This window comes from Lelliottia jeotgali (assembly GCF_016771845.1).
In the GTDB taxonomy this organism is placed as follows: Bacteria; Pseudomonadota; Gammaproteobacteria; order Enterobacterales; family Enterobacteriaceae; genus Enterobacter; species Enterobacter jeotgali.
Genome location: NZ_JAENMQ010000001.1, coordinates 964,266 through 981,577, shown reverse-complemented (window position 1 = coordinate 981,577; position 17,312 = coordinate 964,266). Strand labels below are relative to the sequence as shown.

Below are 17,312 nucleotides of genomic sequence, written 5' to 3'. Positions count from 1 at the left end.
ACACTGCGCCCCATCGCATCACCGACAGTTGAAGGCTCTATGTTAAGTAACGATATTCTGCGCAGCGTGCGCTACATCCTGAAATCCAACAATAACGATCTGGTTCGTATTCTGGCGCTGGCGGAGGTCGAGACGACCCCGGCGAATATTGCCAGCTGGATAACCAAAGAGGACGAAGAGGGCTTCGTTCGCTGCCCGGACATCATTCTGTCTTCGTTCCTGAACGGGCTGATCTACGATAAGCGCGGCAAAGACGAGTCTGCGCCGGTGCTGTCACCTGAGCGTCGCGTGAATAACAACATCGTGCTGAAGAAGCTGCGTATCGCGTTTTCGCTGAAATCCGACGACGTAATGGCGATCATGACCGAGCAGAAATTCCGCGTGTCGATGCCGGAAATCACCGCCATGATGCGTGCGCCGGATCATAAGAATTTCCGCGAGTGCGGCGACCAGTTTATGCGTTATTTCCTGCGCGGGCTGACCCATCGGGTGCATGGCGCGAAGCCGTCTGCCTAAGCCCGGCGACGCTGCGCCTGCACGGGCTACGGGTTTAGTAGGTCGGGTAAGGCGAAGCCGCCACCCGGCAAAATAGGCAAAAAAAAGCCGGAGATAATCTCCGGCTTTTTCGTTTATTTCACCTGCTGACCCGGCTTCGCGCCTTCGTCAGGGCTTAACAAGAAGATGTCTTTCCCGCCAGGGCCTGCGGCCATCACCATCCCTTCCGAGATACCGAAGCGCATTTTGCGCGGCGCAAGGTTAGCGACCATCACCGTCTGGCGACCAATCAGCACCTGCGGGTCCGGATACGCAGAACGAATGCCGGAGAAGACGTTACGCTTCTCACCGCCCAGATCCAGCGTCAGACGCAGGAGCTTGTCGGAGCCTTCCACGAATTCCGCGTTTTCAATCAGCGCAACGCGCAGGTCGACCTTAGCGAAATCATCAAAGGTGATAGTTTCCTGAATCGGATCGTCTGCCAGCGGGCCAGTTACTGGCGCAGCGGCCGCTTTCACTTCTTCTTTCGACGCTTCAACCAGAGCTTCAACCTGTTTCATCTCAATGCGGTTATACAGCGCTTTGAAGGTATTCACTTTATGGCCGAGAAGCGGCAGCTGGATTGCATCCCAGGTCAGTTCGGTATTCAGGAACGCTTCAGCACGTTCGGTCAGCTGCGGCAGTACCGGCTTCAGGTAGGTCATCAGCACGCGGAACAGGTTGATGCCCATTGAGCAGATTGCCTGCAGATCCGCATCGCGGCCTTCCTGCTTCGCAACTACCCACGGAGCCTGTTCGTCAACATAGCGGTTAGCCAGGTCGGCCAGGGCCATGATTTCGCGCACCGCTTTACCGAACTCACGCGCTTCCCACGCTTCGCCGATGGTCGCTGCCGCGTCGGTGAAGGTTTTGTACAGAGCCGGGTCAGCCAGTTCAGCCGCCATCACGCCGTCGAAACGCTTGGCGATAAATCCTGCGTTACGCGACGCCAGGTTCACCACTTTATTGACGATGTCTGCGTTCACGCGCTGCACGAAATCTTCCAGGTTCAGGTCGATATCGTCGATGCGCGAAGAGAGCTTCGCGGTGTAGTAGTAGCGCAGGCTGTCAGCGTCGAAATGGTTCAGCCAGGTGCTGGCTTTGATGAAGGTCCCGCGTGATTTGGACATCTTCGCGCCGTTCACCGTTACGTAGCCGTGCACGAACAGGTTGGTTGGCTTGCGGAAACCGCTGCCTTCCAGCATCGCTGGCCAGAACAGGCTGTGGAAATAAACGATGTCTTTACCGATGAAGTGATACAGCTCAGCGCTGGAATCTTTTTTCCAGAACTCTTCAAAGCTTGTTGTGTCGCCACGCTTGTCGCACAGGTTCTTGAACGAGCCCATGTAGCCGATTGGTGCGTCCAGCCAGACGTAGAAATATTTGCCCGGTGCGTCAGGAATTTCGAAGCCGAAGTACGGCGCATCGCGGGAGATATCCCACTGCTGCAGACCGGATTCGAACCACTCCTGCATCTTGTTTGCCACTTGCTCCTGCAACGCACCGCTGCGGGTCCACGCCTGCAGCATTTCGCTAAACGACGGCAGATCGAAGAAGAAGTGTTCAGAATCACGCATCACTGGGGTCGCACCGGAGACCACGGACTTCGGCTCGATAAGCTCGGTCGGGCTGTAGGTTGCGCCGCACACTTCGCAGTTATCGCCGTACTGGTCCGGGGATTTACATTTCGGACAGGTGCCTTTCACAAAACGGTCCGGCAGGAACATGCCTTTTTCCGGATCGTACAGCTGAGAGATGGTGCGGTTTTTGATAAAACCGTTCTCTTTCAGACGGGTGTAGATTAGCTCTGACAGCTCGCGGTTCTCGTCGCTGTGCGTCGAGTGGTAGTTGTCATAGCTGATGTCAAAGCCAGCAAAATCGGTCTGATGCTCCTGACTCATTTCGGTAATCATCTGCTCCGGGGAGACGCCCAATTGCTGTGCTTTCAGCATGATTGGCGTGCCGTGAGCATCGTCCGCGCAGATGAAGTTTACCTGGTGGCCGCGCATTCGCTGGTAACGGACCCAGACATCAGCCTGGATATGCTCCAGCATGTGGCCGAGGTGGATTGAGCCGTTTGCGTACGGCAGGGCGCACGTTACCAGAATTTTTTTCGCGACTTGAGTCATAGTGGGCATTACTTCTTTTACAGTAAAAAGGGTTTTTGATAGTACCAAAAGGGTCATTATTAAGTAAGCACAAACCACGGCCTTTCAGGTAAACTTGTTCAACTAAGGTCTTATTCACAAGAACAAAGGAGTCGGGATGAGTTCTCAATCCCAGGCCAAATCGCCGGAAGCCTTACGAGCAATGGTCGCCGGGACGCTGGCTAATTTTCAGCATCCAACCCTGAAGCACAATCTCACCGCGCTGAAAGCGCTGCACCACGTCGCGTGGCTGGATGATACGCTGCACGTCGAATTGCAAATGCCTTTCGTCTGGGCCAGCGCCTTCGAAACCCTGAAAGAGCAGTGCAGCTCTGACTTGCTGCGCATCACCGGGGCGAAGGCGATTGACTGGAAGCTGACGCACACCATCGCCACGCTCAAGCGTGTGAAAAATCAGCCGGGCGTCAACGGCGTGAAGAACATTATTGCCATCAGCTCCGGCAAAGGCGGCGTGGGGAAATCCTCCACTGCCGTGAACCTGGCGCTGGCGCTGGCCGCCGAAGGGGCCAAAGTCGGTATTCTGGATGCGGATATTTACGGCCCGTCGATCCCGAACATGCTGGGTGCGGAAAATCAGCGTCCTACGTCACCGGATGGCACCCACATGGCGCCAATTATGGCCTATGGCCTGGCGACCAATTCGATTGGTTATCTGGTAACAGACGATAACGCGATGGTCTGGCGTGGCCCGATGGCCAGTAAGGCGCTGTTGCAAATGCTGCAGGAGACCATGTGGCCAGATCTCGATTATCTGGTTCTGGATATGCCGCCGGGTACGGGGGATATTCAGCTGACGCTGGCGCAAAACATCCCGGTGACGGGTGCAGTCGTTGTGACGACGCCGCAGGATATCGCGCTGATTGACGCCAAAAAAGGCATCGTGATGTTCGAGAAAGTGGAAGTGCCGGTTCTCGGCGTGGTCGAGAACATGAGCGTGCATATCTGTAGCAACTGCGGGCACCATGAGCCGATCTTCGGCACCGGTGGCGCAGAGAAACTGGCCGCGCAATATCACACCCAACTGCTGGGGCAAATGCCGCTGCACATTACGCTGCGTGAAGATCTCGACAGCGGTAAACCGACCGTGGTGAGCCGTCCTGAGAGTGAGTTTGCGGGAATGTACCGTCAGCTGGCAGGGCGCGTGGCTGCGCAGCTGTACTGGCAGGGTGAAGTGATTCCGAGCGAGATCGCGTTTCGTGCGGTTTAATTTTTAGATTGTTGTGCCGGGTGGCGGCTTCGCCTTACCCGGCCTACAAAACCCGTAGCCCCGCAGCGCAGCCAGACCGCACCAAACCCGTAGGCCCGCGCAAGCGAAGCGCCGCCGGGCGCAAGACCGCACGGAACCCGCATCATTACCGCAACCGGTAATGCATCAGGTAATACTCTCCGTCCGGAGAATCCCCCGTCGCTTCGATATGCCAGCCGTGCCGCTGGTAAAACGCCACCGCCCGCTCATTTCTGACCAGACACTTAAGCGATCCTGTACTGGTGAACCTTTGTTGTACGTGTTCCAGCATCAGGCTCCCTGCGCCACCGCCCTGATACTGCGGGTCGACAAACAGATTATGCAGAAAATTATCGTTGCTCCAGACCGAAGCAAACCCGACGCGATGACCATTTTGCATCGCCACCCAGATCTGCTCGTCGCGCGTGGCTGCGTCGAAATCCTCAAGCTTCCAGTCGGCGCTATCCAGCCACGGCCACGCTTTACGACGGGCCTGTAAAAAGAGGGTACGCAGGAAAGGCCGATCGCTTTCCTGCCACAGTCTGACGGTGATGGGATCAGCGGTGATAGAAAATATCCCCGTTGTACGCTTTGAGAATTTTCCCGTCAGTATCATTAATCAGGACATAGTTCTCGCCCATGTAAGTCCAGTGCGTTCCCGCGTCAGGCGCAGGCAGATTACGCAGCTGAAATTGCTTAATGATGTACTCAGGCGTTTGATACATCGCCGGGGCCGTGTCGCCAATTTTGAATTTTGTGAAATCGGCAATGAACTCTTGTTCTTCGTAAGCCTGAATGCCGGAAGGCGCAGCGGCCGGTTGCGGAGCGGCATATACGGCACCCGCCAGTGACATCAACACACCCAGAAGCAGTAATTTACTCTTAGCCATTTTTTCTCCAGTTAACCCTTTTGCTGATACCTCAGCCCGCTGTGGTATCACAGCGCAGCAAGCGTCCCATTTTAGGTATCACCGCCGCAGATGTTTGAAAAAAAATGTAACAAATCTGAACAGCTTTGCCCAGGCGTTACTGACACGAGGGGTAAATGAATAATCCGAATTTTAGCGTGGACACGCTTTATTGCGTTGGCGCGGTGGCGGAGAAAAAGGGGGATTTTGAGGGAAGATAAAGAGGAAGAACAAAACGAACATTACCCCCGCACCAGGCGGTGCGGGGGTAAACGAAAGTTACTTCGCCAGAATTTCGTGCGCCGTGCGTTCGACCAATGACAGCAGGACTTTCACATCATCCAGCGTCACCGTTGGATTCAACAGCGTCAGCTTCAGACAAGTCACGCCGTTGTGCTCAGTCACACCGACGTTCGCACGACCGGAATCGAGCAGGGCGTCACCAATTTTCTGGTTCAGCAACGCGATGGTAGCCTCGTTCAGCTCAGCGTTAGGACGGAAGCGGAACAGCACGCTCGCCAGCTGAGGCTGCATGACCAGCTCAAGGTTATCCTGAGTTTGTACGTACTCCGCCACATCCTGCGCCAGCGTTACGCCGTTGTCGATGATCGCCGCGTACTGCTCCTGACCCAAGGCTTCCAGGCTCATCCACAGCTTCAGCGCGTCGAAACGGCGCGTGGTCTGCAGTGATTTGGAGACCAGGTTCGGTACACCCGCTTCTTCGTCAAACTCGGAGTTCAGGTATGCCGCCTGGTAGCGCATCAGCTCGTAATGACGCTCTTCTTTCAGCAGGAATGCACCACAGCTGATGGTCTGGAAGAACTGCTTGTGGAAGTCCAGCGTGATGGAATCCACCAGCTCGATGCCGTCCAGATAGTCGCGATATTTATCGGACATCAGCAGCGCGCCGCCCCAGGCCGCATCCACGTGCACCCAAATCTGCTGTTCTGCGGCCATCTCAGCGATAGCACGCAGCGGATCGATAGCGCCTGCGTCGGTAGTCCCGGCGGTGGCAACAATCGCCAGAATCTGCTCACCATTGGCATTGCACTGGGCAATTTTTGCCGCCAGATCGTTCAGGTCCATGCGCGAACATTCGTCGGTTTTCACCTGAATGACCGACTGGTAGCCCAGACCGAGCAGCGCCATGTTCTTCTGCACCGAGAAGTGTGCATTTTCAGAACACAGCACGCGGATCTTACGCAGATCGCCAATCAGGCCGTCCTGCTGGATAGAGTGGCCCTGACGCGCGAAGAACGCGTCACGTGCCAGCATCAGCCCCATCAGGTTGCTCTGAGTGCCACCGCTGGTGAACACGCCCGCATCACCGGCCTGATAGCCCACGCGGGTACGCAGCCAGTCGATCAACTTCATTTCAATAATGGTCGCTGACGGGCTTTGATCCCAGGAGTCCATGCTCTGGTTGGTGGCGTTGATCAATACTTCCGCCGCCTGGCTTACCACCAGGCTCGGGCAGTGCAGGTGCGCCACGCACTGCGGGTGGTGAACCGACAGACTGTCTTTCAGGAAGTACTCGACCGCGCGGGCAATCGCCGCTTCGTTGCCGAGGCCTTTCTGACCGAAGTTCAGAGAAATGTTATCGCGCAATTCGGCGACGGTTTTCCCCTGATACATCTCAGACTGTTGCAGCCATTGCATCACCGCCTGAGAACTCTGCTCGATGGCCTGCTGATAGGCCTCGATGCTTTGCGCCGACGACGACAGAATTGGGTTTACATCAGACATCGTTTTCACTTACTCCGGTGAAACGGGGCGAACGCCCGCAGCAAGCAGCGCCTGCTCAAATTTATCCAGGAACACGTTCAGTTCCTGCTCGTTGATCAGCAGGGACGGCAGCAGACGCAGAACCACGCCATCACGACCACCGCGCTCCAGAATCAGGCCCGCTTCGAAGCATTTCTTCTGGATCAGGGCAGACAATTCGCCATCACCCGGGAAGCAGCCCATGTGGTCTGGCGCTTCGTGCGGTTTCACGATCTCGATACCGATCATCAGGCCCAGGCCGCGCACGTGGCCGATCACCGGATAACGTTTCTGCAGCTCTGCCAGCTGGCCTTTCAGCCATTCACCCTGAGCGGCGACTTTGTCAGCGATATTCTGCTCTTTCAAAATTTTCAGCGTGGTCAGGCCGGTCGCCATTGCGAGCTGGTTGCCACGGAAAGTGCCGGTGTGATGTCCCGGAGCCCAGGCATCGAACTGTTTTTTGATACCGAGGACGGCCAGCGGTAAACCGCCACCGACGGCTTTAGACATCACGATGATGTCCGGCTCGATGCCTGCGTGTTCGAAGGCGAACTGTTTGCCGGTACGGCAGAATCCAGCCTGAACTTCATCAAGAATCAGCAGAATGCCGTGTTCCTGAGTCACTTTACGAATGCGCTGCAGCCACTCAGCCGGAGCCGGGTTCACGCCGCCTTCGCCCTGAACCGCTTCTAAAATCACTGCCGCAGGTTTACGCACGCCGCTTTCGACGTCGTTGATCAGGTTATCGAAGTAGTAAGTCAGCGCTTTCACGCCCGCGTCACCGCCGATACCCAGCGGGCAACGGTACTGGTGCGGATACGGCATGAACTGCACTTCTGGCATCATGTTATCGACCGCTTCTTTCGGTGACAGGTTACCTGTCACGGACAGCGCGCCGTGGGTCATCCCGTGATAACCGCCAGAGAAGCTAATGATGCTGCTGCGCCCGGTGACTTTTTTCGCCAGCTTCAGCGCGGCTTCTACCGCATCTGCGCCGGACGGGCCGGTGAACTGCAGGCAATATTCTTTGCCCTGGCCTGGCAGCAGGGAGAGCAGGTATTCCGAGAACTCGTCTTTCAACGGAGTCGTCAGATCGAGCGTATGTAACGGCAAGCCGCTGGTAATGACATTTTGGATGCTTTTCAGCACATCAGGATGGTTATGGCCAAGCGCGAGGGTGCCAGCGCCGGCAAGACAGTCAAGGTATTCTTTATTATCTGCATCGGTTATCCACACGCCGTCTGCTTTAGTGATAGCTAAAGGCAGCTTGCGAGGATAACTCCTGACGTTCGATTCAAACTCGGCCTGACGGGCCAGATAGGTTTCGTTGCTTTTGTGGGCATCTGCGGTGTCAATACGGACTTTATCCGTCATCATATCACTCCTACAATCGGGGCAGTCTTATGCGCCTCGATTGAATAAATAGTTAGTTAAGGATGTAGCGAGTAAAAAACGCGGCCAATATAGAGCCTTTTGGCGCGTGGCTCAATGGTTAATTTGTTTACTGTTTTGTTACAAAAGAGGGGGGTTAAAGAGTAGCCAATAACTCGATGTTTTTGATAGCAAAAATCTGCCGCTTCGCAGTCCAAACCCCTCACCATGCGCGATACAAAAAAGGCGGCACGTTAGCCGCCTTAACATTACTTCTGCGTAAACTGCAATAAACCATGATCGCGACCGTGGGTTCTGTTCCAGGACGCGTCGGTGATGCCGTTATCATCGAGGGTGACCGAGAGAACGTATCCCGCCCCTTTGATTTCATAACTATTCGCATTAAAACGTTTCACGACGGCTTTCTTACCGTTGATTTTCGCGGTGAAAAAACCGTTACTAACCGTGGCGTTAATGCCATTGGCGGTAAATGACGCCTCACGCAGCGGGTCCTGCACTTTGGCACTTTGCGCGTGTTGCACGGCGTTAGCGGCATTCTCCATAGCCTGTTTTTCGGCCACGGCATTCATCGCCGTGGTGCGGTTTTGTTCCGCCAGATAACAGGTATCACGGCTAACGCCCTGCGCTTCACACTTCGCCATGCGTTCAGCAGGGGAGGTGCAGGCAGAAAGCGCGGAAACCGCCAGGGCAATCATCAGTAACTTCTTCATTTATTAACCTCATTACAATGAACACAATTTAAAGCCAGGGAAAACTGACGGCAGGAGAAATAATCGCTATACAGGGTGCCGAGCCAAAAACCGGTCAGCGTCAGTAAAATATAAAGAACGGCAGAACAAATTATTATTTTAGTCACGATGGCTATCATCAAAGATTACAGGTGAAATATTTAATTAAGATGAGCCGGTTTATCAAAACCCAATTCCAATTCCCGCGCCCATCGCAAAATCATTATTCGTGGAGTCACTGACACCTGCTTTAATGACCGTTGAAGCCCCGGCATGGAATGATGCGCCCACGCTCAGCGCCTGTTCATCTTTGAACGTCCCCGCGCCTGCGGAGAACATCACCGATTGTCCTGCTTCCACCTGAGGCATCGACGCAATCGCAATGGCAGAAGCCGCGCCGCTGCGGGACTCTTTCTTATTGTCGTCGACTTCGTCTTTCAGGTTTTTGAACTGGCTGTTGCTGCTGGCCTGCTGCTGGTTGAAGAACTGTTTTGCGTCCTGAAGATCTTTTGCAACGTTCGCAGACTGTTGGGTGACGGTGTTTTGCACCTGAGCCATTTGCTTATTCACGTCGGTTTTAGTTTGCTGAAGATCTTGTTCAACGCTGGCCGACTGCTGGGTGGCAGTCGTCTGAACATGATGAATTTTACTGTTCAAGTCTGTTTTGGTGTGCTGTAAATCTTTGTCGACGCTGGCCGTTTGCTGATTAGCAGTCGTTTTCGTGCTGTTAATTTGTTTATCTAAATCTGCTTTGGTTTGCTGCAAATCATTATTCACCACCAGCACTGCATCTTTGGTACTATTCAGGTCGTTATCCACGCTATTAATATGCGAATTGAGTCCTTCAATAGCCCTGTCAGTATTCACTTTATTTTGGGTGATCTGGCTCTGATGATCGTTAATAAGATCGACATTAGCCTGGTGCGCGGCTTCGACGGAATCTCCCCACGCTTGATCATAGATTACCGGTGCAGCCAATGCGCTACCGGCGCAGGACATAGATAATACAAATAAAGCGATGGCGGTTTTACGAGCAAGCATTAATTTCACAATACAAATCTCAACGATAAATTTAAAAACAAGCAAAAGATCCTCAGTTTTGACGCAGCCAGATACCGACGCGTGAAACCGAGTCGGGTGTTGCTGTTGATGAGGATGTCATTCTTTGATGGTTAGGATATTGCTAACGAAGCTGAACTATCGCCTAACGGACTCAGGTGAGTTTTGATGCAGATCACAAGTCTGTTTTATAGGTAACTCACTGAAAGTAAACATTAATTTAACCTAATGCATTGTTTTTTATTGTTTTGTTATCGGGCCGGGGCAAGGTGCATTGGGCTGATATTGTGAGCTTAAAAAGGATTAAATCTAAATAATCAAAGAGATTAAATGTATACAAAGTGAATGAATGTGAGCGCTATTTTTTTTTAGTTATTTTTATCATTGTGGGCAATAAATAAACCGTTTTGAGAAGGCTTGTCAGCGCAGGCCACATCCTTTACTCTTCTGGAATTACATCAGTTATATGTAATTTGACTCGGGGTGCCCTTCCTTGTGAAGGCTGAGAAATACCCGTACCACCTGATCTGGATAATGCCAGCGTAGGGAAGTCAGATGCCTTTCACGGTTATCGCTTCTTCACGCAAGGCAGGAGCGAAACCATGCAGCCTGACCTGCTCGATTTACACGTCTTACATCACTTCCGCACGCGCTCTCCGCTCACCCACTGCATGACCAACGATGTGGTGCAAACCTTTACCGCTAACGTTTTACTCGCGCTTGGCGCGTCTCCGGCGATGGTTATCGAAGCCGAAGAAGCAGAGCAGTTTGCCGCGCTGGCCGATGCGCTGTTGATCAATGTCGGGACGCTGACTTCGCCACGCGCGCAGGCCATGCGTCGGGCGATCGAAAGTGCGGTTGCCGCCGGAAAACCCTGGACTCTCGATCCCGTCGCCGTTGGCGCACTGGCGTTTCGCACCCGCTTTTGCCAGCAAATTCTCACCCTCAAACCGGCAGCCATCCGTGGGAATGCGTCGGAAATCCTCGCTCTCGCCGGAATGAGCGCGGGCGGTCGCGGAGTAGATACCACCGATACTGCTGCCAGCGCGTTACCCGCAGCGCTGGCGCTGGCTCGCCAGACCAACGCGATTGTCGCGGTCACAGGAGAAGTGGATTACGTCACCGACGGCCAGCGAACCAAAACTATCGTTGGCGGCGATCCCATGATGACCCGCGTGGTCGGCACCGGCTGCGCCCTGTCGGCGGTGGTCGCGGCAAGCTGTTCGCTGCCGGGCGACAGGCTGGATAATGTTGCCGCCGCATGCGGATGGATGAAACGCGCGGGAAGCGTCGCGCTTTCGCAAAGCACCGGGCCGGGCAGTTTTACCAGCGCCTTTATCGACGCACTCTGGAACCTGGAGGCGCAGGCATGAAACGTATCAACGCACTCACCATTGCAGGCACCGATCCGAGCGGCGGGGCGGGCATTCAGGCCGATCTCAAAACGTTCTCGGCGCTCGGGGCCTACGGCTGCTCGGTCATTACCGCGCTGGTGGCACAAAACACGCGCGGTGTGCAGTCGGTGTATCGCATTGAGCCGGATTTTGTCGCGGCACAGCTGGATTCCGTGTTCAGCGATGTGCGCATAGATACCACCAAAATCGGTATGCTGGCTGAGACGGATATCGTCGAAGCCGTCGCCGAACGTCTGGCGCGGTATCAGGTGCAAAACGTGGTACTCGATACGGTAATGCTGGCCAAAAGCGGCGATCCGCTGCTCTCGGCATCTGCCGTTGAAACCCTGCGCAAAAAGCTATTGCCGCAGGTGTCGCTGATTACGCCGAATCTACCAGAAGCGGCGGCGCTACTGGATGCGCCACATGCCCGCACCGAGCATGAAATGAAAGAGCAGGGCCGCGCATTACTGGCGCTCGGCTGCGACGCGGTACTGATGAAGGGCGGTCATCTGGAGGATGCCGAAAGCCCAGACTGGCTCTTTACCCGCGACGGTGCACAGCGATTCACCGCCCCGCGCGTGATGACTAAAAACACCCACGGTACGGGCTGTACGCTCTCGGCTGCGCTGGCGGCACTGCGTCCACGCCATGAAAACTGGGCCGATACGGTGCAAGAGGCCAAAGTCTGGCTTTCGCTGGCGCTCGCTAAAGCCGATAGTCTGGAGGTCGGTCACGGTATTGGCCCGGTTCACCATTTTCATGCATGGTGGTAACGGGTTGAGCGAGTATACTGGCTAGAGATTTTCGGCCAGGAAAACAGAGATGGAACAAGCGCATACCCGGTTAATTGCTCAACTGAATGAACGGATCGCGGCGGGGGATAACACCCCGCTGTACCTCAGGTTTGCTGAGACGGTCAAAAACGCCGTGCGCAGCGGAATACTGGAGCATGGCAATATTTTGCCGGGCGAGCGCGATCTGAGCCAGTTGACCGGGGTGTCACGCATTACGGTGCGCAAGGCGATGCAGGCGCTGGAAGAAGAGGGCGTGGTGACGCGTTCTCGTGGCTACGGCACCCAAATCAATAACATCTTTGAATATTCGCTCAAGGAAGCGCGAGGATTTTCCCAGCAGGTGGTTTTGCGCGGTAAAAAGCCCAATACCCTGTGGGTGAATAAGCGGATCGTTAAGTGTCCGGACGAGGTGGCGGCGGAGCTTGCCATCGCGCCGCAAAGCGAGGTGTTTATGCTCAAGCGCATTCGCTACGTGGACGACGATGCCGTGTCGATTGAAGAGTCGTGGGTGCCGGTTGGGCTTATCCACGATCCCGACGCCATCGGTATTTCCCTGTATGACTATTTCCGCAGTCAGAATATCTTCCCGCAGCGCACGCGCTCCCGCGTTAGCGCCCGGATGCCGGACAGCGAATTCCAGTTACACATCAAAATGGACGAAAAAATACCGGTGCTGGTGATCAAGCAAGTTGCGCTTGACCAGCAACACCGGCCGATTGAGTACAGTATTAGTTACTGTCGCAGCGACTTATACGTCTTTGTGTGCGAGGAGTAGTTCCTCGCGCGTCGGCGCACAATCGCCACCGCGATGGCTCACCACCCACGCCGCGACTGCATTTCCCAGCGTGATCGCCTCCGGCAATGTCCAGCCTGCCGCCAGCCCGGCCAGGGTTCCGCCTGCGTGACTGTCTCCCGCACCAATGGTATCCACCACCGTCGCGGTAAAGGCCGGAACATATCCTGTGTTTTCGCCGTCGTAATACCAGGCGCCGTCTTTATCGTGACGCACAATCAACGGGCAGCCGTAGCGGTCTTGCCACGCTTCGCCCAATGATTCCACTGCTACGCCAAGGCGCTCAGCGGCGATCTGCGCTTCCTGACGATTGAGCGACACAACCGGTTTGCAGGCCATAATTCGCGCCATCAGCACATCAGGGATATCCGCGATCCGCGGACCGAAATCGATAAACGCGGTGACGTCGTTCAGTTCTTCCAGCCAGCGCGTCAGTAGTTCACCACACGGCGAGGCCAGCTGATAGCCTGAAAGATACACCAGGCTTTTTGCCGGAATCACCAGCGCATCCAGCCAGCTCTGCTGCCACTGGTTTTCCACACCGCTGAAGGACATAAAGGTGCGTTCGCCGTCAGGCTCTACCAGCGCCAGACACCAGCCGTTATCGCCACTGTCGGCTTCCACTGCGCTGTGCAGATCCTGTTTCGCCATTGCGTTGCGAATAATATCGGCCCACACGCCGTGCCCGACCGGCAGCGCGTTTTGCGCTTCAATGCCGAGGCGTTTAAGCGCGATGGCGATATTCAGCGCACAGCCGCCGATGTTCACGCCCTGCTGTTTTAATTCGATGTCACACCCGCGCCAGGGCAGGGCGTAGGCGTCGGCGATCACATCAATAACCGCCGCGCCCAGCACCGTAACCGGGCGCTGTGCCGTTAATGTTTCAAGACTGTGAGAAAGTCCGGTTGTCATGCGCCCTCTCTTTGTTCCCGATAGTTCAGCAGATGGTCGCAGTAGTAGTTGAAATCAAGCTGATTCACTGCGTCCAGCTCGGCTTTCAGCGCCGGATCAATTGCCTGAACGCCGTGCAGCGCGCCGCAAATGGCGGTGGCCATCGCGCCGATGGTGTCCGTATCGCCGCCGAGATTCGCGCACAAAATCGCGCAGCGGTTTGGGTCGGTGCCGGCCAGTTCGACCATTGCAATCGCCGCCGGAACGGATTCGATGGTGCTGGTGCCCGCGCCGATTAGCTGATAAATCTGCTCGCTGGCGGAATCAATGCCGTTAGCCTCGCGAACGGTTTTGAGCGCCAGTTCCAGACGTGCGGCCAGAGACGCGCTAAACGTAGTGGTTTTGGCCTCCTGGGCATAACGCGCGATGCCGGGCAGGGCATCGACAATGTTTTGCCAGCTTTCGCCGTCGATGGCGCGGGAGATGGCCCAGGCGATCACCACCGCCCCGGCAATGGCCAGATCCGATTTGTGCGTCGGGCTGGACGCCAGCGCCACCTGCTCGACGAAATGCTCAAGGCGGGTCGCCGGGAGCAGACAGCCCAGCGGTGAAGCACGCATTGCCGCCCCGTTGGTGACACCATTGTTTTCCAGCTCGCTCACCGGCTTGCCCGCGCGAATGGCATTCAGCGCAATTTTCGACGTCGGGCCGAGTACGTTCTTGTTAAAGGCATCAAACTCTTCCGCCCACAGCAGGATATGTCTGCCGATGGCGTCTGGGTTGATCTGTCCGTCGCATTCGATAATCGCATCCGCCAGGCTCAGGGCCATCGACGTATCATCCGTAAACTCCGCGCGGCCAAAATAACAGGCGGCATTATTCTCTGCCGGACCGGGTAAAAAGCGGTCGATCCAGCCAAAGTGGGCTTTCACGCGGCTTCTGGGCCACAGTTCCGACGGCATGCCCATCGCATCCCCCAACGTCTGCCCGTACAGGGCACCGAGAATACGTTCTGCTTTCATTTAACTTCCCCTCGTGTCAGCGCGGTATCGCCATCGACCACCTCGATTGCGGTGATCTCTTTGTCCGATTCGCGGAAAAACAGCATAAACAGCACGGCGATGACGGCAATCATGATGCCACCAAACGCCCACATTCCGGCCCAGTTGAAGGTCAACCCGTTCACAGGCTCTTTATAAGCAAACATTTTTTCCATCATCACGCCGCCCAGGCGGTAGCCCAGCAGGCTGCCAAAGCCCTGACAGCACAGTGTAATCAGCCCTTGTGCTGCGGTGCGCATATGCACCGGCGCTTTTTTGTCCACATAGATATAGGCAGTGACGTAGTAGAAGTCGTAACTCACGCCGTGGAGCAAAATGCCGAGGAACAGCAGGGCGTAAGTGAAGTACTGGTCCGCGCCGCCGAAGACGAAGAAGCCGTAGCGGATGGCGGCGGTGATCAGGCCCAGCAGCAAGACCTTTTTGATACCAAAGCGCTTGGTGAAGAACGGCAGCGCCAGCATAAAGAAGATTTCAGAGAACTGACCGAGCGTCATCCAGCCGGTGGCGTTTTTCATCCCCACTTCGGTGAGATAGCCCGTGGCGAAGATGTAATAGAACGCCAGCGGCATCGCAAACAGGAACGAGCAGAAGAAGAACACGAGGAAGTTTTTATCGCGCAGCAAAATCAGCGCGTCCAGCCCCAGCATCACTTTGATGTCCAGCTTGCCGGTACTCTTCGGTGGCGTATTCGGCAGTGTCAGGGCAAATACGCCCAGCAGCGCGGAGCTGGCTGCCGTCATCAGCAGAGGAATATTGGTGTCCGAAATGTCGTTAAAGCCGAGCATTTCCGGCAGGAATCCGCAGGCCAGACCGGAGGCAATCCAGCCAATCGTCCCCATCACGCGGATGCGCGGGAAATCGGCCTCGACGTCGTCGACGTTAGCAAAGGCAATGCTGTTGGTCAGCGCGATGGTCGGCATGTAGGTCAGAGAGTAGAGCAGCAGCAACGGGAAGAAGGCGCTGAATTCGGTCTGCTGGGCGGCGAAGTACATCAAAATCGCCCCGGCAAACATCAGCACCGCCAGCACTTTTTGCGCGGCAAAGAAGCGGTCCGTCAGCGAGCCGACGAGGATCGGCGAGAGGATCGCCGCGATGGCCGTACAAGCATAAGACCAGCCAATTTCCCCGGCGGTAAAGCCGCTTTTACTCAGCCACAGCCACAGCGGCACAAACCACGCGCCCCAGATAAACCATTCAACAAACATCATGAATGACAGTTGGACTTTCGTTTTCATTGTTTAATCCTGCATGTCAGAGAGGGTACGCCTTTAACATACCACTCAATAATACCTTTTAAATACCTTTGGGGCGAATGTTTGATCAATGTAACAGTTTTGTTGTACACGAAACGAGCCAGCAGATTGTGCTGAAAAAAGTTGCGAATGCTGGAAATTAGGTTAAGTCGGGTCCAGGCTTAGTCTGCTCACAAATTTGTGGGTATGGATATCACGCTCCGACATGATGTCGGAACTTACGGGAGCATCGCTATGACTGATATTGCGCAGCTGCTTGGCAAAGACGCCGACAGCCTATTACAGCATCGTTGTATGACTATTCCAGCCGATCAGCTCTACCTGCCGGGCCACGACTATGTTGATCGGGTGATGATCGATAACAATCGCCCGCCTGCGGTTCTGCGAAACATGCAGACCCTGTACAACACCGGACGCCTCGCCGGGACGGGCTATCTGTCCATTCTGCCCGTTGACCAGGGCGTCGAGCACTCTGCGGGGGCCTCGTTTGCCGCTAACCCGCTCTATTTCGATCCGAAGAATATCGTGGAGCTGGCGATCGAAGCTGGCTGTAACTGCGTGGCGTCCACCTACGGCGTGCTGGCCTCCGTGTCGCGCCGCTACGCGCACCGTATTCCGTTCCTCGTCAAGCTGAACCACAACGAAACCCTGAGCTACCCGACCGAGTACGATCAGACGCTATACGCCAGCGTTGAGCAGGCGTTCAACATGGGCGCCGTGGCGGTCGGGGCGACGATTTACTTCGGCTCCGAGCAGTCCCGTCGTCAGATTGAGGAGATTTCAGCGGCGTTCGAACGCGCGCACGAGTTGGGGATGATCACGGTGCTGTGGGCCTATCTGCGTAACAACGCGTTTAAGAAAGATGGCGTGGATTACCACGTGTCTGCGGATCTGACCGGCCAGGCGAACCATCTGGCGGCGACCATCGGCGCGGATATCGTGAAGCAGAAAATGGCTGAGAATAACGGCGGCTACAAGGCGGTGAACTTCGGTTACACCGACGACCGCGTTTACAGCAAGCTGACCAGCGATAACCCGATCGATCTGGTGCGCTACCAGCTCGCCAACTGCTACATGGGGCGTGCAGGGCTGATTAACTCCGGCGGCGCGGCAGGCGGCGAAACGGATCTGACCGACGCGGTACGCACGGCGGTTATCAATAAACGCGCGGGCGGCATGGGGCTCATTCTCGGTCGTAAAGCGTTTAAAAAATCGATGGCCGACGGCGTTAAGCTGATTAACGCGGTGCAGGATGTGTATTTGGATACGAAGGTGAGTATCGCGTAGCCTGTTGCCCTCACCCTAACCCTCTCCCACGGGGAGAGGGAACTATGACTTCTCCACT

At 55.4% G+C, this 17,312-nt stretch carries 16 protein-coding genes and 1 riboswitch; of the genes, 6 read left to right on the top strand and 10 right to left on the bottom strand.

The genetic code is table 11. The features are described 5' to 3' along the window. The first annotated feature begins 39 nt into the window (after window positions 1-39). Window positions 40-516, top strand: a complete 477-nt coding sequence (locus JBO43_RS04665) for a YehS family protein (protein ID WP_202673806.1) — start codon at window positions 40-42, stop codon at window positions 514-516. Window positions 517-629: 113 nt separating this feature from the next. Here the strand turns inward: JBO43_RS04665 and metG are convergent, their stop codons facing one another. Then, the gene (gene metG, locus JBO43_RS04660) at window positions 630-2,663 is read right to left on the bottom strand and encodes a methionine--tRNA ligase (protein ID WP_202673805.1); all 2,034 of its coding nucleotides are present in this window, start codon (window positions 2,661-2,663) and stop codon (window positions 630-632) included. A gap of 136 nt (window positions 2,664-2,799) precedes the next feature. On the opposite strand from metG, the gene apbC reads away from it, so the two are divergent. Beyond that, complete coding sequence (apbC, locus tag JBO43_RS04655) at window positions 2,800-3,909, top strand: iron-sulfur cluster carrier protein ApbC (RefSeq protein WP_095282640.1); 1,110 nt, start codon at window positions 2,800-2,802, stop codon at window positions 3,907-3,909. 145 nt (window positions 3,910-4,054) lie between these two features. Here apbC and JBO43_RS04650 read toward each other — a convergent pair whose 3' ends face one another. The 6 genes from JBO43_RS04650 to JBO43_RS04625 form a co-directional block, all read right to left on the bottom strand. After that, window positions 4,055-4,543: a GNAT family N-acetyltransferase gene (locus tag JBO43_RS04650; RefSeq protein ID WP_095282639.1), complete on the bottom strand. Its 489-nt coding sequence runs from the start codon at window positions 4,541-4,543 to the stop codon at window positions 4,055-4,057. Next, window positions 4,485-4,817: an RcnB family protein gene (locus tag JBO43_RS04645; RefSeq protein ID WP_095282638.1), complete on the bottom strand. Its 333-nt coding sequence runs from the start codon at window positions 4,815-4,817 to the stop codon at window positions 4,485-4,487. The genes JBO43_RS04650 and JBO43_RS04645 overlap by 59 nt, the downstream gene beginning before the upstream one ends. Before the next feature lie 297 nt (window positions 4,818-5,114). Next, complete coding sequence (locus JBO43_RS04640) at window positions 5,115-6,581, bottom strand: pyridoxal phosphate-dependent decarboxylase family protein (protein WP_095284326.1); 1,467 nt, start codon at window positions 6,579-6,581, stop codon at window positions 5,115-5,117. Between the two features lie 9 nt (window positions 6,582-6,590). Beyond that, window positions 6,591-7,976: a diaminobutyrate--2-oxoglutarate transaminase gene (locus tag JBO43_RS04635; RefSeq protein WP_103946212.1), complete on the bottom strand. Its 1,386-nt coding sequence runs from the start codon at window positions 7,974-7,976 to the stop codon at window positions 6,591-6,593. Between the two features lie 263 nt (window positions 7,977-8,239). Beyond that, a complete protein-coding gene (locus JBO43_RS04630; protein ID WP_095282636.1) occupies window positions 8,240-8,701 on the bottom strand; it encodes a hypothetical protein in 462 nt (153 codons plus the stop codon). 201 nt (window positions 8,702-8,902) lie between these two features. Further along, complete coding sequence (locus JBO43_RS04625; protein WP_202673804.1) at window positions 8,903-9,760, bottom strand: YadA-like family protein; 858 nt, start codon at window positions 9,758-9,760, stop codon at window positions 8,903-8,905. 487 nt (window positions 9,761-10,247) lie between these two features. Continuing rightward, window positions 10,248-10,344: riboswitch (TPP riboswitch) on the top strand. 36 nt (window positions 10,345-10,380) lie between these two features. On the opposite strand from JBO43_RS04625, the gene thiM reads away from it, so the two are divergent. From thiM to JBO43_RS04610, 3 genes are read left to right on the top strand one after another with little or no spacing between them, the layout of a single operon-like run. Beyond that, complete coding sequence (thiM, locus tag JBO43_RS04620) at window positions 10,381-11,151, top strand: hydroxyethylthiazole kinase (RefSeq protein ID WP_095282632.1); 771 nt, start codon at window positions 10,381-10,383, stop codon at window positions 11,149-11,151. Continuing rightward, a complete protein-coding gene (thiD, locus tag JBO43_RS04615; protein ID WP_095282631.1) occupies window positions 11,148-11,948 on the top strand; it encodes a bifunctional hydroxymethylpyrimidine kinase/phosphomethylpyrimidine kinase in 801 nt (266 codons plus the stop codon). Before thiM ends, thiD begins: the two co-directional genes overlap by 4 nt. Before the next feature lie 49 nt (window positions 11,949-11,997). After that, complete coding sequence (locus JBO43_RS04610; RefSeq protein ID WP_095282630.1) at window positions 11,998-12,744, top strand: GntR family transcriptional regulator; 747 nt, start codon at window positions 11,998-12,000, stop codon at window positions 12,742-12,744. On the opposite strand, the gene JBO43_RS04605 is transcribed toward JBO43_RS04610, so the two are convergent. From JBO43_RS04605 to JBO43_RS04595, 3 genes are read right to left on the bottom strand one after another with little or no spacing between them, the layout of a single operon-like run. Next, on the bottom strand, window positions 12,718-13,674 hold the full coding sequence (locus JBO43_RS04605) for a PfkB family carbohydrate kinase (RefSeq protein ID WP_202673803.1): 957 nt from the start codon (window positions 13,672-13,674) through the stop codon (window positions 12,718-12,720). The genes JBO43_RS04610 and JBO43_RS04605 overlap by 27 nt on opposite strands. Further along, window positions 13,671-14,675: an ADP-ribosylglycohydrolase family protein gene (locus tag JBO43_RS04600; RefSeq protein WP_095282628.1), complete on the bottom strand. Its 1,005-nt coding sequence runs from the start codon at window positions 14,673-14,675 to the stop codon at window positions 13,671-13,673. The genes JBO43_RS04605 and JBO43_RS04600 overlap by 4 nt, the downstream gene beginning before the upstream one ends. Next, window positions 14,672-15,949, bottom strand: a complete 1,278-nt coding sequence (locus JBO43_RS04595; RefSeq protein ID WP_095282627.1) for a nucleoside permease — start codon at window positions 15,947-15,949, stop codon at window positions 14,672-14,674. The genes JBO43_RS04600 and JBO43_RS04595 overlap by 4 nt, the downstream gene beginning before the upstream one ends. A 252-nt stretch (window positions 15,950-16,201) precedes the next feature. Between JBO43_RS04595 and fbaB the strand changes: the two genes are divergently transcribed. Further along, window positions 16,202-17,254, top strand: a complete 1,053-nt coding sequence (gene fbaB, locus JBO43_RS04590) for a class I fructose-bisphosphate aldolase (RefSeq protein WP_202673802.1) — start codon at window positions 16,202-16,204, stop codon at window positions 17,252-17,254. Window positions 17,255-17,312: the final 58 nt, after the last annotated feature.